The organism is uncultured Marivirga sp. (assembly GCF_963974845.1).
Lineage (GTDB): Bacteria > Bacteroidota > Bacteroidia > Cytophagales > Cyclobacteriaceae > Marivirga > Marivirga harenae.
On record NZ_CAXBEQ010000002.1, the window covers coordinates 77435 to 95996 of the forward strand.

The 18562-nt window shown below is 41.1% G+C and carries 19 protein-coding genes; all 19 read left to right on the forward strand.

The window, feature by feature from the left end; translation table 11 throughout:
- Positions 1-273 precede the first annotated feature (273 nt).
- Positions 274-564: a hypothetical protein gene (locus tag AAC601_RS04725; RefSeq protein WP_013454242.1), complete on the forward strand. Its 291-nt coding sequence runs from the start codon at positions 274-276 to the stop codon at positions 562-564.
- 51 nt (positions 565-615) lie between these two features.
- Complete coding sequence (locus AAC601_RS04730) at positions 616-1884, forward strand: hypothetical protein (protein ID WP_340152946.1); 1269 nt, start codon at positions 616-618, stop codon at positions 1882-1884.
- A gap of 58 nt (positions 1885-1942) precedes the next feature.
- Positions 1943-2131 (forward strand): hypothetical protein, encoded by a 189-nt coding sequence (locus tag AAC601_RS04735; RefSeq protein ID WP_013454240.1) that lies wholly within the window; start codon positions 1943-1945, stop codon positions 2129-2131.
- Positions 2132-2323: 192 nt separating this feature from the next.
- Positions 2324-2743: a hypothetical protein gene (locus tag AAC601_RS04740; RefSeq protein ID WP_013454239.1), complete on the forward strand. Its 420-nt coding sequence runs from the start codon at positions 2324-2326 to the stop codon at positions 2741-2743.
- A 112-nt stretch (positions 2744-2855) separates the two neighbouring features.
- Positions 2856-6680 carry an efflux RND transporter permease subunit gene (locus tag AAC601_RS04745; protein ID WP_340152618.1) on the forward strand — a complete coding sequence of 1275 codons (3825 nt, stop codon included), beginning with the start codon at positions 2856-2858 and terminating at the stop codon, positions 6678-6680.
- Complete coding sequence (locus AAC601_RS04750) at positions 6677-7909, forward strand: TolC family protein (RefSeq protein WP_340152619.1); 1233 nt, start codon at positions 6677-6679, stop codon at positions 7907-7909. Before AAC601_RS04745 ends, AAC601_RS04750 begins: the two co-directional genes overlap by 4 nt.
- A gap of 1 nt (position 7910) precedes the next feature.
- The gene (locus AAC601_RS04755; protein ID WP_340152620.1) at positions 7911-9701 is read left to right on the forward strand and encodes an efflux RND transporter periplasmic adaptor subunit; all 1791 of its coding nucleotides are present in this window, start codon (positions 7911-7913) and stop codon (positions 9699-9701) included.
- A gap of 157 nt (positions 9702-9858) precedes the next feature.
- Positions 9859-10377, forward strand: coding sequence for a DUF3347 domain-containing protein (locus AAC601_RS04760; RefSeq protein WP_340152621.1), 519 nt, complete (start codon positions 9859-9861; stop codon positions 10375-10377).
- Between the two features lie 11 nt (positions 10378-10388).
- Complete coding sequence (locus tag AAC601_RS04765; RefSeq protein WP_013454234.1) at positions 10389-10811, forward strand: hypothetical protein; 423 nt, start codon at positions 10389-10391, stop codon at positions 10809-10811.
- A gap of 90 nt (positions 10812-10901) precedes the next feature.
- Positions 10902-11336, forward strand: coding sequence for a hypothetical protein (locus tag AAC601_RS04770; protein WP_340152622.1), 435 nt, complete (start codon positions 10902-10904; stop codon positions 11334-11336).
- Positions 11337-11391: 55 nt separating this feature from the next.
- Positions 11392-11877, forward strand: a complete 486-nt coding sequence (locus tag AAC601_RS04775) for a hypothetical protein (RefSeq protein WP_340152623.1) — start codon at positions 11392-11394, stop codon at positions 11875-11877.
- A 142-nt stretch (positions 11878-12019) separates the two neighbouring features.
- Positions 12020-12712: a PepSY domain-containing protein gene (locus AAC601_RS04780; RefSeq protein ID WP_340152624.1), complete on the forward strand. Its 693-nt coding sequence runs from the start codon at positions 12020-12022 to the stop codon at positions 12710-12712.
- A 166-nt stretch (positions 12713-12878) separates the two neighbouring features.
- Entirely contained in the window at positions 12879-13397 is a 519-nt protein-coding gene (locus AAC601_RS04785; protein WP_340152625.1) for a DUF3347 domain-containing protein, read from the forward strand.
- Positions 13398-13492: 95 nt separating this feature from the next.
- Positions 13493-14065, forward strand: a complete 573-nt coding sequence (locus tag AAC601_RS04790; protein ID WP_340152626.1) for a DUF3347 domain-containing protein — start codon at positions 13493-13495, stop codon at positions 14063-14065.
- A gap of 8 nt (positions 14066-14073) precedes the next feature.
- Positions 14074-14511, forward strand: coding sequence for a heme-binding domain-containing protein (locus AAC601_RS04795; RefSeq protein ID WP_188467854.1), 438 nt, complete (start codon positions 14074-14076; stop codon positions 14509-14511).
- A gap of 20 nt (positions 14512-14531) precedes the next feature.
- Positions 14532-15035: a nuclear transport factor 2 family protein gene (locus AAC601_RS04800; protein WP_229712729.1), complete on the forward strand. Its 504-nt coding sequence runs from the start codon at positions 14532-14534 to the stop codon at positions 15033-15035.
- Positions 15036-15056: 21 nt separating this feature from the next.
- Positions 15057-17411 carry a multicopper oxidase domain-containing protein gene (locus AAC601_RS04805; RefSeq protein WP_340152627.1) on the forward strand — a complete coding sequence of 785 codons (2355 nt, stop codon included), beginning with the start codon at positions 15057-15059 and terminating at the stop codon, positions 17409-17411.
- Positions 17412-17503: 92 nt separating this feature from the next.
- Positions 17504-18019: a DUF305 domain-containing protein gene (locus AAC601_RS04810; protein ID WP_340152628.1), complete on the forward strand. Its 516-nt coding sequence runs from the start codon at positions 17504-17506 to the stop codon at positions 18017-18019.
- Between the two features lie 156 nt (positions 18020-18175).
- On the forward strand, positions 18176-18562 hold the full coding sequence (locus AAC601_RS04815; RefSeq protein ID WP_013454230.1) for a DUF302 domain-containing protein: 387 nt from the start codon (positions 18176-18178) through the stop codon (positions 18560-18562).

The following is an 18562-nucleotide window of genomic DNA, read 5'->3' on the forward strand; positions in this document are numbered from 1 at the left end:
CAAATACAATTTATACCATTGTACCTGCCCTTCTTCTTTCACACCTTCCATTCCTGATATTGGCATTCGTCCGGAGTCACCTTAGCAGGCAGGGCAAATCAATATTTTTCATTCAGCCCTGTCAAAACAAGAATTCATACATAATAGACACAATACTATACAGCTTACTCAAGCATATCTAAATACATTTGAAGGGGATTTCTAAAAAGATAATAATCATGCATTTTTTCTCATATATACCTATAGGATATGATTACGAAACTAAAATAACTAATGAGACGCACTAGAAAATACATTTGGATTCTTGTGCTGGTTGTTTGGTTGATGTCGGGCAGGCAGTCAATAGCACAACAAACCCTTGTACTTGCCCCAAATCAGGGATTTAAGGGAGAAGGTGAAATCACTCTTGCAGTAACCAGCACCTGCATGATACCACTTCAAATTAAGTACAAGGTTTCGGAATGGGCGATTCCGTTAGTAAGGGATTTCCCATTACTTTCACGCAATATAAAATTGATTCTCCAAAAGCTGTATTTGGAACAATCAAAGCCGATGATGAACTAGAAATTTCCTTTAAAATAACATTTAAGTTAATAAATTAAAATTCAGATAATGATGAAAACGAGCAACAATTGGTATAGAACCACCATACTTTCAATGGTGCTTCTTACAACAGGTGTAGCATATGCGCAGCAGCCTGCCCTACAGCATTTCCGGCCTAATAATAAAGCCGGGCTTAATGTATTTGAACCTTCCAAGCAAGACACCGTGGAGTTTGATAGAGTGAGAGTACGAATCGGAGGTGATTTTGCCATGCAGTTCCAAAGTATAAACCAAACCAACTCATTGGATAGTCTGGTGGATTTGGGTACAAATTTCAACCTCCCTACAGCCAATCTTAACATTGATGTCCAGCTATATGATGGATTGAGAATGCATTTGAGAACTTATTTATCATCCAAAAATCACCAGGAGGCATGGGTAAAAGGAGGTTATCTTCAAATTGACAAATTAGACTTTATAAAACCGGGTTTTCTACAAGGTTTTATGGATGTAGCCCGTATAACCATTGGCTTGGACGAGTTCAATTATGGAGATGCCCACTTCAGAAGAAGTGATAATGCACGGGCCATTTTTAACCCATTTGTAGGCAATTATATCATGGATGCTTTTTCTACCGAGGCTTTCGGTGAGCTTACTATTATGAAAAATGGTTTTTTGGGAGTCATTGGAATAACAAATGGTAAATTGAATCAAAATGTAGTAGTCAATGACAACTCTGACAACAAAGCTTCCTTTTTCGGAAAATTGGGTTATGATAACAAGTTGAGTGATGATTTCAGATTGCGTTTGACAAGCTCCTGGTATATTAACAAAGGAACCACTACAGGAACCTGGATCTATGGTGGAGACCGTGCAGGGAGCAGATATTATAACGTAATGGAGACCTTAGATGGTGATGGAGGGCCTTTTGAAGGACGATTTAACCCAAGATTCAGAGAATTAACTGCTATTCAGATCAACCCGTTTATCAAATATAAAGGTTTGGAATTTTTTGGCATATACGAGGTAGCCTCAAACAGTGACGATCAAGGCGGAGGAGCTTTTACACAGTTAGCAGGAGAACTTCTTTATCGTTTTGGAAGTACGGAACAGTTTTATCTGGGAGGACGATACAACACTGTTTCCGGAGAAATGGTAGAAAGTGCTTTAACGCAAGAAATAAATCGGCTGAATATAGGAGGTGGCTGGTATATGACCAAAAACGTAATGGCCAAACTGGAATATGTAAATCAAAAGTATGAAGGTGAAGGCTGGACAGGCACCAAATATAATGGGGGCGAATTTGATGGTATCAACATTGAGGCAGTAATTAGCTTTTAAACAGGGGAAGATGTGCCGGATACTATTTCCGGCACTTTTCTGAATACTGATTTACAAAATGGACAAGCTTGAATACTGTAAAGATATTCTTAAAAAAGTGAGTTTTGATAAAACGCTTTTAACGAAGGAGTATGAAAAAGCCTTGAAATCTCTTTCTGATGAGAAAGCCGATCTACTAGATCAATGGTATAATGAAAGGTTTGAGAATAATTCACGCAAGTCATCAGGTAACGGAAAGACCGATTAAAGGTGGTTAATTGCAAAAATTATAGTAAAAGTGTCAGTTGAATGAATTGCTTAAATAACGGTATTACCTTTGAGAGGAAGGTATGTCGGAGCGAAATTTCATACATTTAAAACATGATATTAAACAGAATCTGGAATCATTTATTCTTAATTTTACGTTTCAGAAACTATTAACAGGACGAAAATCAACTTTTTGAAAAAAACAATCTCCATAACGCTACTATTTATCTTGCTTATCGGTAATTCCGGTCTGGCAGTAGCTACTCACTATTGTGGAGGATCGGCCGTGGAATCGCAATTTGTTCTCGGTCATGCCGAATTAAATTGTGGAATGTCCGATATGGATAAGATTTGTGAAAACGGTTCTTCCGAAGAAAAGCAAATCAAGAAAAAACCTTGCTGTGAAAATGAGTATCAATCTCTTGAGATGGCAGATGAATTTCAGCATCAAGTATTTGGTAGTTCTTTGAACTTAGAATTCATCTCTACTTTTGTCGTTACTTTTACAGGCAGGTCATTTCTTTCTACGAAGCATAAAGCAGAGTTTACAAATTATGCTCCCCCGCTGATTGAACGTGATATACCTGTGCTCGTTCAGTCGTTCCTTATTTAAGCATTCCATTCACTTGATTGCAGTCAAGGCTTAGTTCGTTAAGCCCTTAGGCATTATTGATATGCCTGATTAATATGCCTTGTAAATCCGTTCAAATTTGAATATTAAGAATATGCTAAATAAAATTATTAAATACTTTCTTGAGAATAAATTAGTTACCGTTCTCATCTTAATTGGCTTCATTGCCTGGGGTATTGTGACCGCCCCTTTCGGCTGGCAGATAGGCGCATTACCTTCTGATCCCGTTCCGGTAGATGCCATACCGGATATTGGAGAAAACCAACAGATTGTCTTTACCCAGTGGCAGGGCCGATCACCACAAGACATAGAAGACCAAATTTCCTATCCGCTGACTACCTATTTATTAGGTATTCCGGGCGTAAAATCTATACGGAGTTCTTCTATATTTGGCTTTTCCAGTATCTTCATTATTTTCAGTGAAGATGTAGAGTTTTACTGGTCACGTTCCCGTATCCTTGAGAAACTAAGTTCCTTGCCTTCCGGCTTATTACCGGAAGGGGTCCAGCCTGCACTCGGGCCTGATGCCACTGCGCTGGGCCAGGTGTATTGGTATACCATTGAGGGCAGAGATAAGGATGGAAACCCTACCGGAGGATGGGATCTCCACGAAATCCGTACCGTACAAGACTTCTACGTCAAATATGGATTAAACGCAACAGAAGGCGTTTCGGAAGTGGCTTCTATTGGTGGCTTTGTACAGGAATATCAGATTGATGTTAACCCTGATGCTCTAAAAGCCTATGATATCCCATTGCATAGAGTAATGCAGGCGGTACAGAAATCAAACAAAGACGTGGGGGCTAAAACCATTGAAATAAACAAGGCAGAATACCTGGTGCGTGGTTTGGGTTACATCAAAAAAGTAGAAGACATTGAAAAGGCCGTAGTTGCCGTTCAGGAAAATGTTCCCATCCGTATTAAAGACATAGGTGTAGTTACCCTGGGGCCATCCACCCGTAGAGGCCTGCTGGATAAAGATGGTGCTGAAGTGGTAGGTGGCGTAGTGGTGGCCCGCTATGGTGCCAATCCCTTGCAGGTCATTAACAACGTCAAGGATAAGATCAAAGAAATAGCCCCGGGACTGCCTAAAAAAACGTTGGCAGATGGAAGGGAAAGCCAGTTGACTATCGTTCCGTTTTATGACCGCTCCGAGCTTATTTATGAAACATTGGGAACCCTGGAAGAAGCCATTTCGCTTCAAGTGCTCATTACCATTTTGGTAGTGATCGTGATGGTGTATAATCTCAGGGCTTCATTTCTCATTTCAAGTATCCTGCCGATTGCGGTATTGATGGTATTTATAGCCATGCGCTATTTTGGTGTTGATGCCAACATAGTTGCACTTTCAGGTATTGCCATTGCCATTGGTACGATGGTGGATTTGGGAGTTATACTTTCTGAAAACATTATTAAACATATAGATGAAGCTCCTCCCGGTCAAAAACTGATAGATACCATTTATAATGGAGCTTCAGAAGTGGGTACCGCTATTCTCACCGCTGTTTCTACCACAATTGTCAGCTTCATTCCGGTCTTTACCATGCAAGCTGCCGAAGGAAAGTTATTTGGGCCTTTGGCATTCACAAAGACCTTCGCTTTGGTAGCTGCGCTGTTGGTGAGTCTATTGATCATGCCTACCTTGGCACATTGGTTCTTTGGGTTCAAAATTAATAATAAATTTCTTAAGAAATATGGTGGCTATGCATTAGTACTATTTGGAATTATAGGGCTCTTTACCGCTCAGATATGGGGTGGTGTACTGCTGGTACTGTTTGGTGCAATCGCAATTGTAAAGAATATCTTTGACGCTAAAAAGGAACGCTTTTCCAGGCCTGTATTATTTCTCTTCAATTATGCCGAGCTGATCATTGTACTAATTGGCGTAACCTGGCTTTTAGCTAAATACTGGCTACCGCTAGGAGCCTCAAAGTCTCTGTTACTCAACTTTATTTTTGTGACCTTATTGGTAGGATTTATCCTGGGGTCGTTCACGCTTTTAGAATATTACTACAAATCTATATTAAAATGGTGCCTGGATAATAAAATAACTTTTTTATTGATACCTACTTTCTTGATTTTGCTTGGCGCTAATGTTTGGTTGGGTTTTAATACCATTTTCGGGTTTATTCCTAAAGCATTGGACAATCTCGGCTGGGATGTCCGGACAACTACAGTTTGGTCAGGCTTGACCCATACTTTCCCGGGTGTAGGAAAAGAATTTATGCCTTCTCTGGACGAAGGAAGTTTCTTGCTCATGCCTACCTCCATGCCACATTCCGGTATTGAGTTCAACCGTAAAGTAGTTGGTCAATTGGATATGCTCCTGACCAACATCCCGGAAGTAGAATTAACGGTAGGCAAATTAGGACGGGTAGAATCTGCCCTTGATCCGGCACCTATTTCCATGTACGAAAATGTCATCAACTATAAACCGGAGTACATGCTCAGTGAAAAAGGGCACCGAATAAGGTTCAAAGTTGATAAGAAAGATCGCTTCATACTCAATAGCGGTGATAGCCTTTCTAATGAAGAAGCCATTAACCGAGGTGTTGTTTTGGAGGAACTCATCCCTGATGATAACGGGAATTATTTCCGTAACTGGCGGCCGCAAATTGAATCTCCAGATGATATCTGGAATGAAATTGTTAAGGTCACCAAAATACCGGGAGTAACTTCAGCACCTAAGCTGCAGCCTATTGAAACCCGCTTGGTGATGCTACAAACAGGTATGCGAGCCCCCATGGGTATCAAAGTATATGGTCCGGATCTGAAAACGATAGAAGACTTTGGGCTGCAACTGGAGGAAGTGCTTAAAAATGTTCCTTCGGTAAAAGCGGAAGCCGTGTTTGCCGACAGAATTGTAGGTAAGCCCTATCTTCATCTTAACATCAACAGGGATGAGATTTCACGCTATGGGCTTAATGTGGAAGATGTACAGCAGACCATTGAAACAGCCATTGGAGGAATGAAAATTACTTCAACTGTGGAAGGAAGGGAGCGTTTTCCAGTGAGGGTACGTTATCCACGCGAACTCAGGGACGATCCTGAAGCATTGGGTAAGATCCTTTTGCCTACACCTACAGGAGCACAAATACCGATCAGCCAGGTGGTGGACTTTGAGTATGTGAGGGGACCACAGGCGATCAAAAGTGAGGAAACCTTTTTGGTGGGTTATGTACTATTTGACAAAAGGGACGGATACTCGGAAGTTGGAGTGGTGAATGATGCCCAGGCAGCTATTCAGGAAAGAATAGATACAGGTGATTTAGTCGTTCCTGCCGGGGTCAGCTACAAGTTCTCAGGAAGCTATGAAAATCAGGTAAGGGCTGAAAAGAGGCTTTCAATCATTGTTCCGTTGGTATTGGGTATCGTCTTCCTCATCCTTTACTTCCAATTCAAGTCTGTAGCGACTTCATTAATGGTGTTTACTGGTATTGCCATGGCATTTAGTGGAGGCTTTATCATGCTATGGTTGTATGGCCAGACCTGGTTTGCGGACTTCTCCCTTTTCGGTACGAATTTCCGAGACTTGTTCCAAATACATACTATCAATTTGAGCGTGGCTGTTTGGGTCGGGTTTATTGCCTTGTTTGGTATAGCCACTGATGATGGGGTATTAATGGCTACTTATTTAGATCAAAGTTTTAATCGTAATAAAACAGACAGTCTGAAAGGAATAAGAGCGGCAACAGTGGAAGCTGGTCAACGAAGAATAAAACCTGCCGTGATGACCTCCGCCACCACCATCATTGCCTTGCTGCCTATACTTACCTCAACGGGTCGCGGAGCAGACATCATGATCCCAATGGCTATTCCAGCATTCGGAGGTATGTTCTTCGCAGCCGTCACCTTCTTCATCGTGCCGGTTTTATACGCTATGAGGGAAGAAAGAAAATTTAAAAAGACACAACCATGAAGATTATTGTAAATATTGTAATACTTGTTTTTCTCGGAACCAGCGTAAGTCAGGCGCAGGTCCTGGATGACTATTTTAAAATAGCAGCGGAAAACAATCCGGGATTACAGGCGAAATATCGGGAATTTGAAGCGGCCATACAGAAGGTGGAGCAGGTAAATACTTTACCGGACCCTAATTTCTCTTTTGGTTATTTCATTTCACCGGTGGAAACGAGGGTAGGACCACAAAAGGCAAGGTTTTCCCTAACGCAGATGTTCCCCTGGTTTGGGACGCTACGGGCACAGGGAAATGCCGCAGCTTTAATGGCGGAAGCAAAATATCAAGCCTTCTTAGACGCTCGGAATAGGTTGTATTACCAAGTGGCAGCGGCCTATTATCCGCTTTATGAACTTAATCAATGGAAAGAGATTGAGCGGGAGAATATTGAAATACTGGAGTCTTATAAAACCATTACCAACAAAAAGTTTGAAAATGGAGTGGGTACGATGGTTGACTTCTTGCGTGTGGATATTATGTTGAAAGACGCCACTACAAACCTTTCCATTCTGAACGATAAGGAAGCTCCTCTGCTGACCCGGTTTAATAAACTACTCAACAGAGAGGAGGACGCATTGGTAACCGTAGAGGATTCACTCGTTGCTCAAGCCTTGCCTGATAATTTCAGAAAGGACTCTTTGCTTACGAACAACCCGGTATTGGAAGAACTGGACTTAAAAATAGCCTCCAGTGAGGCAAGTGAGGAGGTCGCTTACAAACAAGGGCTTCCAAAATTTGGTGTAGGATTGGATTATGCTATTGTGGGAAACAGACCTGAAGTGGAACTTCCCGACAATGGTCAGGACATTCTAATGCCTATGGTTTCTGTCAGCATTCCCATTTTCAGGAGTAAATATAAAGCCGCTGTTAAAGAAGCACAGCTCATGCAGGAAAGCTATTCACTCCAAAAAAAGGACTTTGCCAATACCCTAACGTCAAACTACGAAATGGCCTGGTTTGAAATTCAACAACAGCAAGAATTGATTGAGCTATACGATCAACAAATTCAGGAATCCAATCAGGCTTTAAATCTATTATTTACGGCTTACAGTAATTCAGGAAATGAATTTGAAGAGGTACTGCGTATGCAACAACAGCTTTTAAAATATGAAAAGATGAAGGCAACGGCCGAAACACAATATCAAATTGCCCTTGCTAAACTCAATTACTTAACTGCAAAAACATATTAAGATGAACGCGAATAAAAAAATAATAATCGTAGCACTGTCAACACTGGCAATAGGTTTATTGCTGGGTTGGTTGATTTTTGGTGGTTCATCATCCGAAAGTAAAATGGATGATGAGCACCAGCACACTACAGAAATAGCTGGCGAGACCGTGTGGACTTGCTCCATGCATCCTCAGATCCGTCAGAGTGAACCCGGAGACTGCCCTATTTGTGGTATGGACCTTATTCCTTTGGAGGATGATCAGAATGAAGTACTTGACCCTATGGCAGTAAGTATGTCGCCTACCGCCATGCAACTGGCTGATATCAGAACGGCTGCTGTAGGAACCATGGATCCGGTTAAGTCGGTTAGGCTGAACGGAAAGGTACAGGAAGATGAGCGACTGGTTTTTTCTCAGTCTTCCCATATACCGGGCAGGATAGAAAAGCTGATGGTCAATTTCACAGGTGAGTTCGTAAGGAAAGGGCAGGCCATTGCTTATATATACTCTCCAGATTTGGTTACTGCACAGGAGGAATTATTTGAAGCACAAAAAATTAAAGATACACAGCCGCAATTGTTTAATTCCGCCAAAGAAAAGCTCAAAAATTGGAAACTTTCCGACAGTCAGGTAGAGCAAATTCTCAAAGTGGGGACACCGAAAGAGGAATTTGCTGTTCAAGCTGATGTTTCGGGCTATGTAACTGAGAAAATGGTAAATCTGGGTGATTACATCCGAAAGGGAGAGGCTATTTATGAGATTGCAGACCTTTCAAAGGTATGGGTATTGTTTGATGTTTATGAATCGGATATGCCCTGGATCAAAAAAGGTGATAAGGTAAACTTTACAGTGGCCTCTCTACCGGGAGAGACATTTGAAGGTAAGATAACCTTCCTGGATCCTGTTATTGATCCTAAGACAAGAGTAGCAAAAGCAAGGGTAGAAGTGCCCAACAAAGACAATCAGCTAAAACCTGAAATGTTTGCATCCGGTACGGTAGAAGCTACATTGCCGAAAAAGTCAAATAACATAGTGGTTCCCAAAACTGCTGTTATGTGGACAGGCAAGCGTTCGGTAGTTTATGTAAAAAATACCACTAGTAGTGGAGTAAGTTTCATGATGCGTGATGTGACGCTTGGGCCGGGTTTAGGTGACAGCTTTATTGTGGAGAGTGGCCTTGAAGAAGGTGAAGAGATAGCAGTCAATGGCACCTTCAGCATTGATGCGGCAGCACAGTTGGCTGGTAAGCCAAGCATGATGAATCCGGAAGGAGGCCCGGCAATGACAGGGCATAACCACGGGGGTATGGATACGCCAGCTTCGTCAGGCCAGGTCAAGAAAAAAGAGACTAAGCCAGTGTCAATTAGTCAGAAGGCGAAAGAAGCATTGCGGCCCCTTTATACTGAATACCTCAAATTTAAGGATGCCTTAACGGCTGATGAATTTGATCAGGCTCAAAAAGCCGCTTCTGATCTCAAAACAACACTGGATAAGGTGAATATGGCTGCTTTTACCGGTGAGTCACACAATGCTTGGATGAGTCATAGCAGCGACCTGAAAAATGCACTGCAACATGTTCAGCACCTTAAAACGATAGCCGAACTACGCACTACATTTCAGCAGGTATCTGAAGGAATGATTGCCATGACCAAAGCCTTTAAACCCATGGATCAGACACTGTACGTTCAGTTTTGCCCTATGGCAGATGATAATAAGGGAGCAAATTGGTTGAGTACCGAAGAGGAAATCCGCAATCCCTACTTCGGAGAATCTATGCTCACTTGCGGAGAGGTACAGGAAAATATCAAATAAAATGAAAGAATGCTGTAAAAGAGGGAATGAAAAAGCCCCTTCAAAATTAAGAATATGGGCTGGACGAATCGTCTGGGGTACAGTAGTCCTTCTGATGACTGGGATAGCCCCTGTTTAAATGTTAAACCTTTAAAAAATCAATAAAATGAAAAGTGTAATGAGAAAAAAAACAGTTTTAATAATGGCTCTGGCTTTAGTAAGCTTTGGAGCATTTGCGCAACACGATCATGGGAATCATGATGACAAAAAGGAAATGGGCCAAAAAATGGATCCTATGTTCAAAAACAAAGATTTGGGCGTGGCTTACGGCCATTATATCCACCTGAAAGAAGCCCTGGTCGCTTCACAGATGAATGAGGCCAAAAAGGCTGCAACCAAACTGGAAGCGTCTTTAGTCTCGGTAGATTCCGGGCAGGAAGCTAAGGCGGAGGCGGCAAAGGTGGTTTCAGCTACTACTTTGGATGGCCAGCGCAAAGCTTTCGCTTCGTTGAGTAATGAAATGGCCTCTTTAGTAAAAAGTGGTGAACTTTCTATGGGTGAAGTGTACCTGGAGTATTGCCCAATGGCAAATAACAATGCCGGTGCCTATTGGCTATCCAATCAAAAGGAAATCAAAAACCCCTACTTCGGTGACAAAATGCTGAAGTGCGGAAGTGTAAAAGAAACAATCAATTAAAATACAATATTATGAAAACTACTAAGATCATATTAACAGCAGTAATGGGACTATCGATTAGCCTTTATTCCTGCAATGATGATGACATGCAAAACAAGCTGTCCGAAGATGACATCGTGGCACTCGAAGGTTTCAGAGAAGCTTATACAAGGGCAAGTGATGCAAATTTGGAATTAAAAGGATCTATTCAACAAGGTGATTTTGATGGAATTCACTTCCATGATTCAGTTTTTCACCATTATGAGGGGTTGTTTGAAGAACATCATGAGGATTATTCTCACTCCAACGACCATGACGACCATCATCATGATGCAGACGGCATGCACATGGGCTCCAATGCGATGAATGGCCACGATCAGGGAGATGGGCACCATGATGACGATCACCAATCAATGGATGATCTAATGGATGATCATGAAACTAGCACACATTAGGAAGTAATAGTTCCTGACCAAGTGGTACCAGTTAGAGGTTGGTGGTGAAATCTGGCTGGTACCCTTATCACAGAACTGAAATGTTGAGGCATGAATAAGAAAAGAGAATCGAACAGGATAAAAACCAAAATGGATAGGCAATCGATATTAATCCTGTCAATATTTGGTGCGATAATTATTGCTGCCCTCTTTCGGTCGTTTTCATTTAACTTTAGTCAAATACCGGTCGATATTAGCGAAGAGGAACAAATCCCTAATGAACTGGTATGTATGGTCAATGACGCATTCATGGGGATAGAGCAAATTCCAGTTGAAGCGGATGGCAAAACTTACTATGGATGCTGCCAGATGTGCGTAAGCAAAATAAAAGAGAATACTGACAATGTGCGGTACGCTACAGACCCTTACTCAGGAGAGAAAGTAAACAAAGCGGATGCATTTATAGTTTTCAAACCCGGTCAGAAGGCAGCGGTATTCTATTTTGCTTCCGAGGGAAACTATAACGCCTATTTGGATAAGCAATAATTATGCTTTCCACATATCGGCATTATTGTTATATTTATATACAGATTTCAGCTATATGCTTCATTTTGTAAGAAATAAAAGCTTCGTTATCGCGGTATTGGTACTTTTCGCAAGTATTGGTGTCGTGCATATCGCCTGCGGTATGGGGAGTTGTTTCTGTATTAAGGAAGTAAGTTGCCCTCCGAAAGCCGATGCTCAAGAGAATGAACATCACGGTGAATCGCATTCAGCCGAACAGCATACCAACGAACACGAGGGTCATCACAAGACCAACAAAAATGATTCAGAGGATAATGGCTGTTGTCCATCCCAAAAATGTTGCGATACAATATCTCAAATTTACCTGAATAAAAAAGCTGTTAAAATTAGCGCATCCGATGTTGGTCAAAGCGAGGTAAAATTATTTGTAAGGAATGAGTCAATCATCTCCTATGCGACCTACTTAGTAAACACCAATAGCTGGATAAAATGGGCACGATTTAAGTCTCCTCCTCTAAAAAATATTGACATCAGAATCTTTATTCAGTCTTTTCTCAATTAGCCTTCATTTCACACTTCTACATTGTTTGAGGTAGGGTGCACCCTTATCTCAATTTCTTCATTTGTGATTTTAAATCAAGTGGTATTGTGCACCAGTATGTGATTGGCATACGGTAGCATATAAGCCTTTAATCTATTGGTTAATGCGAAAAAACAGGAATTATTATATACGTAAAACACACCGTTATCTGGGGATAATTATTGGTATTCAGTTTTTATTCTGGACAATTAGCGGATTATACTTTAGCTGGACTGACATTGACGAGATCCATGGTGATCATTTTTTAGAAGAAAATCCCCATCAGACTACATTGGGCTTAGCAGGGATGGATCAAATTGACTCGACCTTAAATGTTAGTACGTTGGTGTTGAAATTCATCAATGATGATCCTTATTTTTGGGTTAACGATAGTACGCTCATTGAGGCTAAAACAGGAAGTGTCAAACATAAAATATCAAAAGAAGAAGCCATAGCCATCGCGGATGATCATGTTGCTGATCCATACAAGGTCAGGGACATACAATATATTACAGAAGTGGACGATCATCATGAATACAGAGGAAGGCCACTGCCTGCCTGGGCCATTGGATATGAAGGCTCGCAAAAATTGACCGCTTACGTATCTGCGAAAGACGGCAGCTTTCAACGTGTGCGACATAGAGATTGGCGTTGGTTTGATTTTTTATGGATGACGCACACCATGGATTACGAGAGCCGGGATGATTTTAATAACTGGCTGTTGAGAATATTTTCTGTTTTTGGTTTGCTAACCGTACTATCGGGCTTTACTCTATTCTTTGTGACCAATAAAAAGAGAATTAAGAAAAAGGCTTGATAGGTATTATCGTATGAAAGAATGTTGCAAAACAGGGGATGAAAAAGCCCCTTCAAAATTAAAAAAATGGGCTGGACGTATCATCTGGGGTGCAGTAATTCTCCTTGTGACTGGGATAGCCCTTATGCAAAGGTTTAAATTAAATAACAATAAAATGAGAAATGTAATGAGAAAAAAAACAGTTTTAATAATGACTCTGGCTTTAGTAAGCTTTGGAGCATTTGCGCAACACGATCATGGTAATCATGATGACAAAAAGGAAATGGACCAAAAAATGGAGCCTATGTTCAAAGACAAAGATTTGGGTGTGGCTTACGACCATTATATCCACCTGAAAGAAACCCTCGTTGCTTCACAGATGAATGAGGCAACAAAAGCTGCAACCAAACTGGAAGCATCTTTAGGAGAAGTAGACAAAAACCAGAAAGCTAAGGCAGAGGCGGCAAAGGTGGTTTCGGCTACTACTTTGGATGGCCAGCGTAAAGCTTTCGCTTCGTTGAGTAATGAAATGGCTTCTTTAGTAAAAAGTGGTGAACTTTCTATGGGTGAAGTGTACCTGGAGTATTGCCCAATGGCAAATAACAATGCAGGGGCCTATTGGCTATCCAATCAAAAGGAAATCAAAAACCCATATTTCGGTGAAAAAATGCTGAAGTGCGGAAGTGTAAAAGAAACAATCAAGTAAATAAAACAATTTAATAAATAGTTTAAGGCGTCACGCAAATTTTTGAAAAAAATAAAAGTTTGTGTTTTGTCCTTGGACACTAAACAATCAGAAAAATGAAAACGACTCTATTAACAATCGGATTAGCATTGACAATTATCTCATGCAACAACTCAAAAACAGAACAAAAAGCAGCTGACAACACAGCGGAAACGGCTGCAAAAGCAGAGAATACAGCTACCAATGATCAAGAAGGTGGAAAAGCTATAACACCTGTCCTTGATGCTTATCTGGCAGTGAAGAATGCCCTTGTGAATGACAATCAAGAGGAAGCTGCCAAAGCGGGAGGTACACTGGCTACTGCTTTGGAAGGTCTTGATATATCTCAATTTGATGCTGATAAGCAAACTGAGCTGCAGGAGATTGTGGAAGTAGCTAAAAACCATGGTGAGCATATCTCGGAGAGCGAAATTGGACATCAAAGAGAGCATTTTGAGGCCTTGAGCCAGGATATAAAAGACCTGACTGCTATTGTCGGTACAGACAGAACCCTATACTACCAGTATTGCCCTATGTACAACGATAACAAAGGTGGTATGTGGTTAAGTGCCAGTGAGGAAATTAAAAATCCACTATTTGGTGCTAAGATGATGAAGTGTGGCAAAGTACAGGAAGTCATCAGCTTGTAAGAGCGGTCATGAAAAAGGCAGCTATAATTATTTTGATTTTGAGCATAGGGATACAATTTATTCCTATGCCCAAAAATCAGAGCAATGAAGTACCAAAAACGGACTTTTTACAAACGATTGAGGCACCTGTTAACATTCAGCAGATGATAAAAGCCTCTTGCTATGACTGCCATAGCAACAATACAAACTATCCCTGGTACGGCAGGGTTCGGCCATTTGCCTGGTTGCTGCAGCAGCACATTGATGAGGGCAAGGACGAACTTAACTTCTCCACCTTTCAGGAATATTCCGGGCGAATGCAACGTGAAAAAATTCGCTCCATGATTTCACAAATCAGTGATGGTAAGATGCCCCTGAAAGAATACCTCTGGATGCATCCGGAGGCAGAACTGACCAATGATGAAAAGGAACAATTAATTAAATATTTGGAAAAACTAAATCCCTAATAACTAAAAGAAGCAACACCATGAAGAATTTTTTATATCTACTCACAGCCTTAATACTGGCTTCCTCTTGTAATTCGCCCACCTCGGATGAAAATCAGAAAACTGAGATGAAACAGGAAGAAGTAATTGATTTAGCCACAGAAGTGCAGGCAGTTAAAAAAGTAATGAAGACTTACAAAGAAACCCTGGAAAGTTTGGATGTGACAGATTCCTACGCATTGTTCACCGAGGATTCGGAGGTACTGGAACAAGGAAAAATAGAAGGAACCTACCGAGACTATATCGCCAATCACATTGGGCCCGAACTTGGTCATTTTGAATCATTCACTTTTAGTGAATATGAAATATCGGTAGTGTTGGATATGCCCTATGCATTCACGACTGAGTCCTATATCTATAACATTGTTTTGACGGAAGATGGCCGCAAGGTCGAGCGTAAAGCAACGGCCACATCAATTTTGAAAAAAATGGATGATGAATGGAAAATTATCAAAACCCATAGCTCATCAAGAGCAGTGAAATAATTAACAATAAAATCAAATATTATGAAAAATTCAAAAATTTCACTTCTAATATGCATCCTGTTGACAAGTGTGTTTTCAGTACAGGCTCAAAACCTTACAGAAAAGTCAGGTGAAGGAAATGTGGATAACCTTCCGGTTAGGGAATACACGATCACGCTTAAACAGGAAATGGTCAACAAAGCCGGCAAAGATGTTAAAGGAATGACTGTTAATGGCAGCATTCCCGGGCCTACCCTCCGGTTCACTGAAGGAGAGTATGCCGTGATCTACGTAAAAAACGAAATGGACGTGGAAACCTCAGTTCATTGGCATGGACTGCTTTTACCTAATTTTTATGATGGGGTACCCTACTTGACCACTCCACCCATCGAGCCGGGCCATACCCAAAAATATGAATTCCCTTTAAAGCAATCCGGTACATACTGGTACCATTCGCATACCATGCTTCAGGAACAAAGTGGGGTTTACGGCTCTATTGTCATTCAACCAAAGGAAGAGCCCCTTGAATATGATAAAGAGTTGGTGATGGTGCTTTCAGACTGGACAAATGAAAATCCAATGAGCGTTCTTCGTTTTCTAAAAAGAGGAACGGAGTGGTATAACTGGCGAAAAGGAACGGCCACGCCACTGAACCAGGTAATCGCTCGTGGAGCACTGGGTGCACAGCTTAATTTTTGGAGGCAGAGAATGGAAAGTGCCGACATAGCAGATATTTATTACCCGGCTTTTTTGGTGAATGGCGAGCAAAAGCAAGAATACCCTGACTTCAAACCAGGTGAAAAAGTAAGGTTACGGATTATCAATGGCGCAGCTTCAACGCAGTTTTGGATGACCTTTGGTGGTGGAAATCCCACTATTGTTTCTGCCGATGGTCTTAATGTGGAGCCTGTTGCCCACAACAAGACCTTCATCGCCATAGCCGAAACGTATGATTTCATTGTGACTATTCCAGAAGAAGGCAAAATGGAATTTAAAATCACTGCGCAAGATGGATCCGGTACCGCATCCGCATTTCTGGGGCAAGGTGAAATGCTACCAGCACCTGCGGTGCCCCGGCCAGATAAAATTGCAATGATGAAGCAAATGTCCAAAATGGATATGCGTATGGGAGCCCCAGCCCTGAAATTCCGTCCAAAAAAAGTTGACCCTGAAAAAATGATGCGAAACTGGGGAATGCAGATGAAGGATGGAATGAGCGGCATGAACATGGACAACACGAAAAGTGACATATCAATGCATCAGGGGATGGATATGAAAAAGGACGATCCTGAAGAAACTAAAATGAGCGGAATGGGTGATGATAAAATGATGCAAACCTCACCACCATCAACCAATATGGAATCTGCAGAAATGGGCGGAATGAATATGTTTTCTGAATATAACTATGATTACCTCAAGTCTACAGAAAATACAACCTACTCGGAGGATGTTCCCGTAAAAGAAATTCTCTTAAATCTGACAGGTAATATGAGCCGCTATATCTGGAGTATGAATGGCATACCACTTTCTGAAACCGATAAGATTAAGATCAATGAAGGAGAAGTAACAAGGATTACTTTCAATAACCTTACCATGATGCACCACCCAATGCACTTACATGGTCATTTTTTCAGGGTAATCAATGAGAATGGAGATTATTCACCATTAAAGCATACCGTGAATGTGCCACCGATGCAAAAGGTAACGATTGAGTTTTATGGAAATGAATACGGTGACTGGTTCTTCCACTGTCATATCCTTTATCATATGATGGGTGGTATGGCACGTGTAGTAAGCTATGATACGCCAAGAGATCCACGAATGGAGCCATATCCCGTGTCCAAACTTGTGCATGAAACCAATCAGTTTTATACCTGGGGAATGGCTGATATTGCCTCCCACACTGGCGCACTAAATGTGGTTTCATCCAACATCCGAAACCAGTTCAATTTTTCGCTGGAATATGGCTGGAATGAAAATGTAGAAACTGAATTTTCTTATGAATATTATCTTTACGATTATGTGCGTGTCTTTGGGGGTGTAAATGTTGAAAATACCACACGAAATAGTCTGAATGATATAAAAACCACGGCAGTGGCCGGTATTCGATTGTTCACCCCTTATATGTTTAATGTGGACTTGCGAATTGATAACGAATTGAGACCAAGAGTAGGTATAGGTCGATCTGTAATGCTTTTCCCAAGATTTATTGTTTTTGGCTATTATGAATATCAGCTAGATGCCGGTTGGGTAAATGATCTTGAGAGCAATGTGGGCTATACTCAGGAAATTGTGTGGAACGCAGGTGCGGAGTTTCTCCTATCTAAAAACTTTTCTCTAATGGGTAGTTTTGACAATCGCTTCGGTGCTGGTGGAGGACTCTCGATAAGATTTTGATTAAAAAATTAAGGTTATAACAATTAAACTATAAAACCAAAAAGATGGAAAACAAACAAAAAAACGATAGCAATTACCTTAAATTTTTCGCAATGATAGCCACATCAATGGTGGCCATGTTCTTTCTAATGTACACCCATTCTTATCAAATCATTGATCATTTCTGGTTTAGCGAAACCAGGTTTTTTATGACACTGATCATGGCCGGTTCCATGATCATCATAATGCTTCTGTATATGCTGAATATGTATAAAAAGCGAGGGGCAAACATAGCAATCATCGGCTTGGGTATCGTATTGATTGCCGGTGGTATAGGATTGGTGAGAAGTCAGGTAACCGTCACGGGTGTTGACTACATGGAAGGAATGATTCCACATCATTCAATTGCTATTTTGACAAGTGAGCGTGCTCAAATAAAGGATGTACGGGTAAGGAAACTCGCTGACGAAATTATTAAAGCCCAACGCAGGGAAATTATGGAAATGCAATGGTTGATCAACGACATCAGAGAAAATGGTGTGGTGGAGACAGAAGAGGAAAAGAAAAACAGACCCTTACCTGAGTTTGAAGGTAAGTTAGATGAAGAAACACGAAACATGAATGACTAGCTTGCTGATCTAAAGGTTGGAAGGTAGCAATTGATCGTCTCAAAGCGATAGATAACGTTTTAAGGGAGTAGCTAAACAATTATGTAACAATTGTTACATCGTTTTACGATTTAAATCACTACAATTCCATTGGACAGAAAATTAAAAAATTGAAAGATGAAATACTATCACGAAAAAACATTAAAAGGCGTAAGCTTTGAAGAAGCGATTCAAAAAGTAACGGATGCTCTGAAGGAAGAAGGGTTCGGTATCCTTACCGAGATCGATGTAAAAGAAACCCTGAAGAAAAAGCTGGATGAAGATTTTCGGCCTTACAAGATTCTGGGTGCCTGCAATCCGCCTTTTGCTCATAAAGCATTATTAGCCGAAGATAAGATTGGCGCGATGCTGCCCTGCAATGTAATTGTACAGCAAGTTGATGATGGCGTTGAGGTTGCGGCAGTAGATCCGCTGGCCTCCATGCAGGCAGTAGATAACAAAGACCTAGCCGTAATAGCCGAAGAAATTCAATCCAAATTGGAATCAGTTATTGAAGGTCTATAA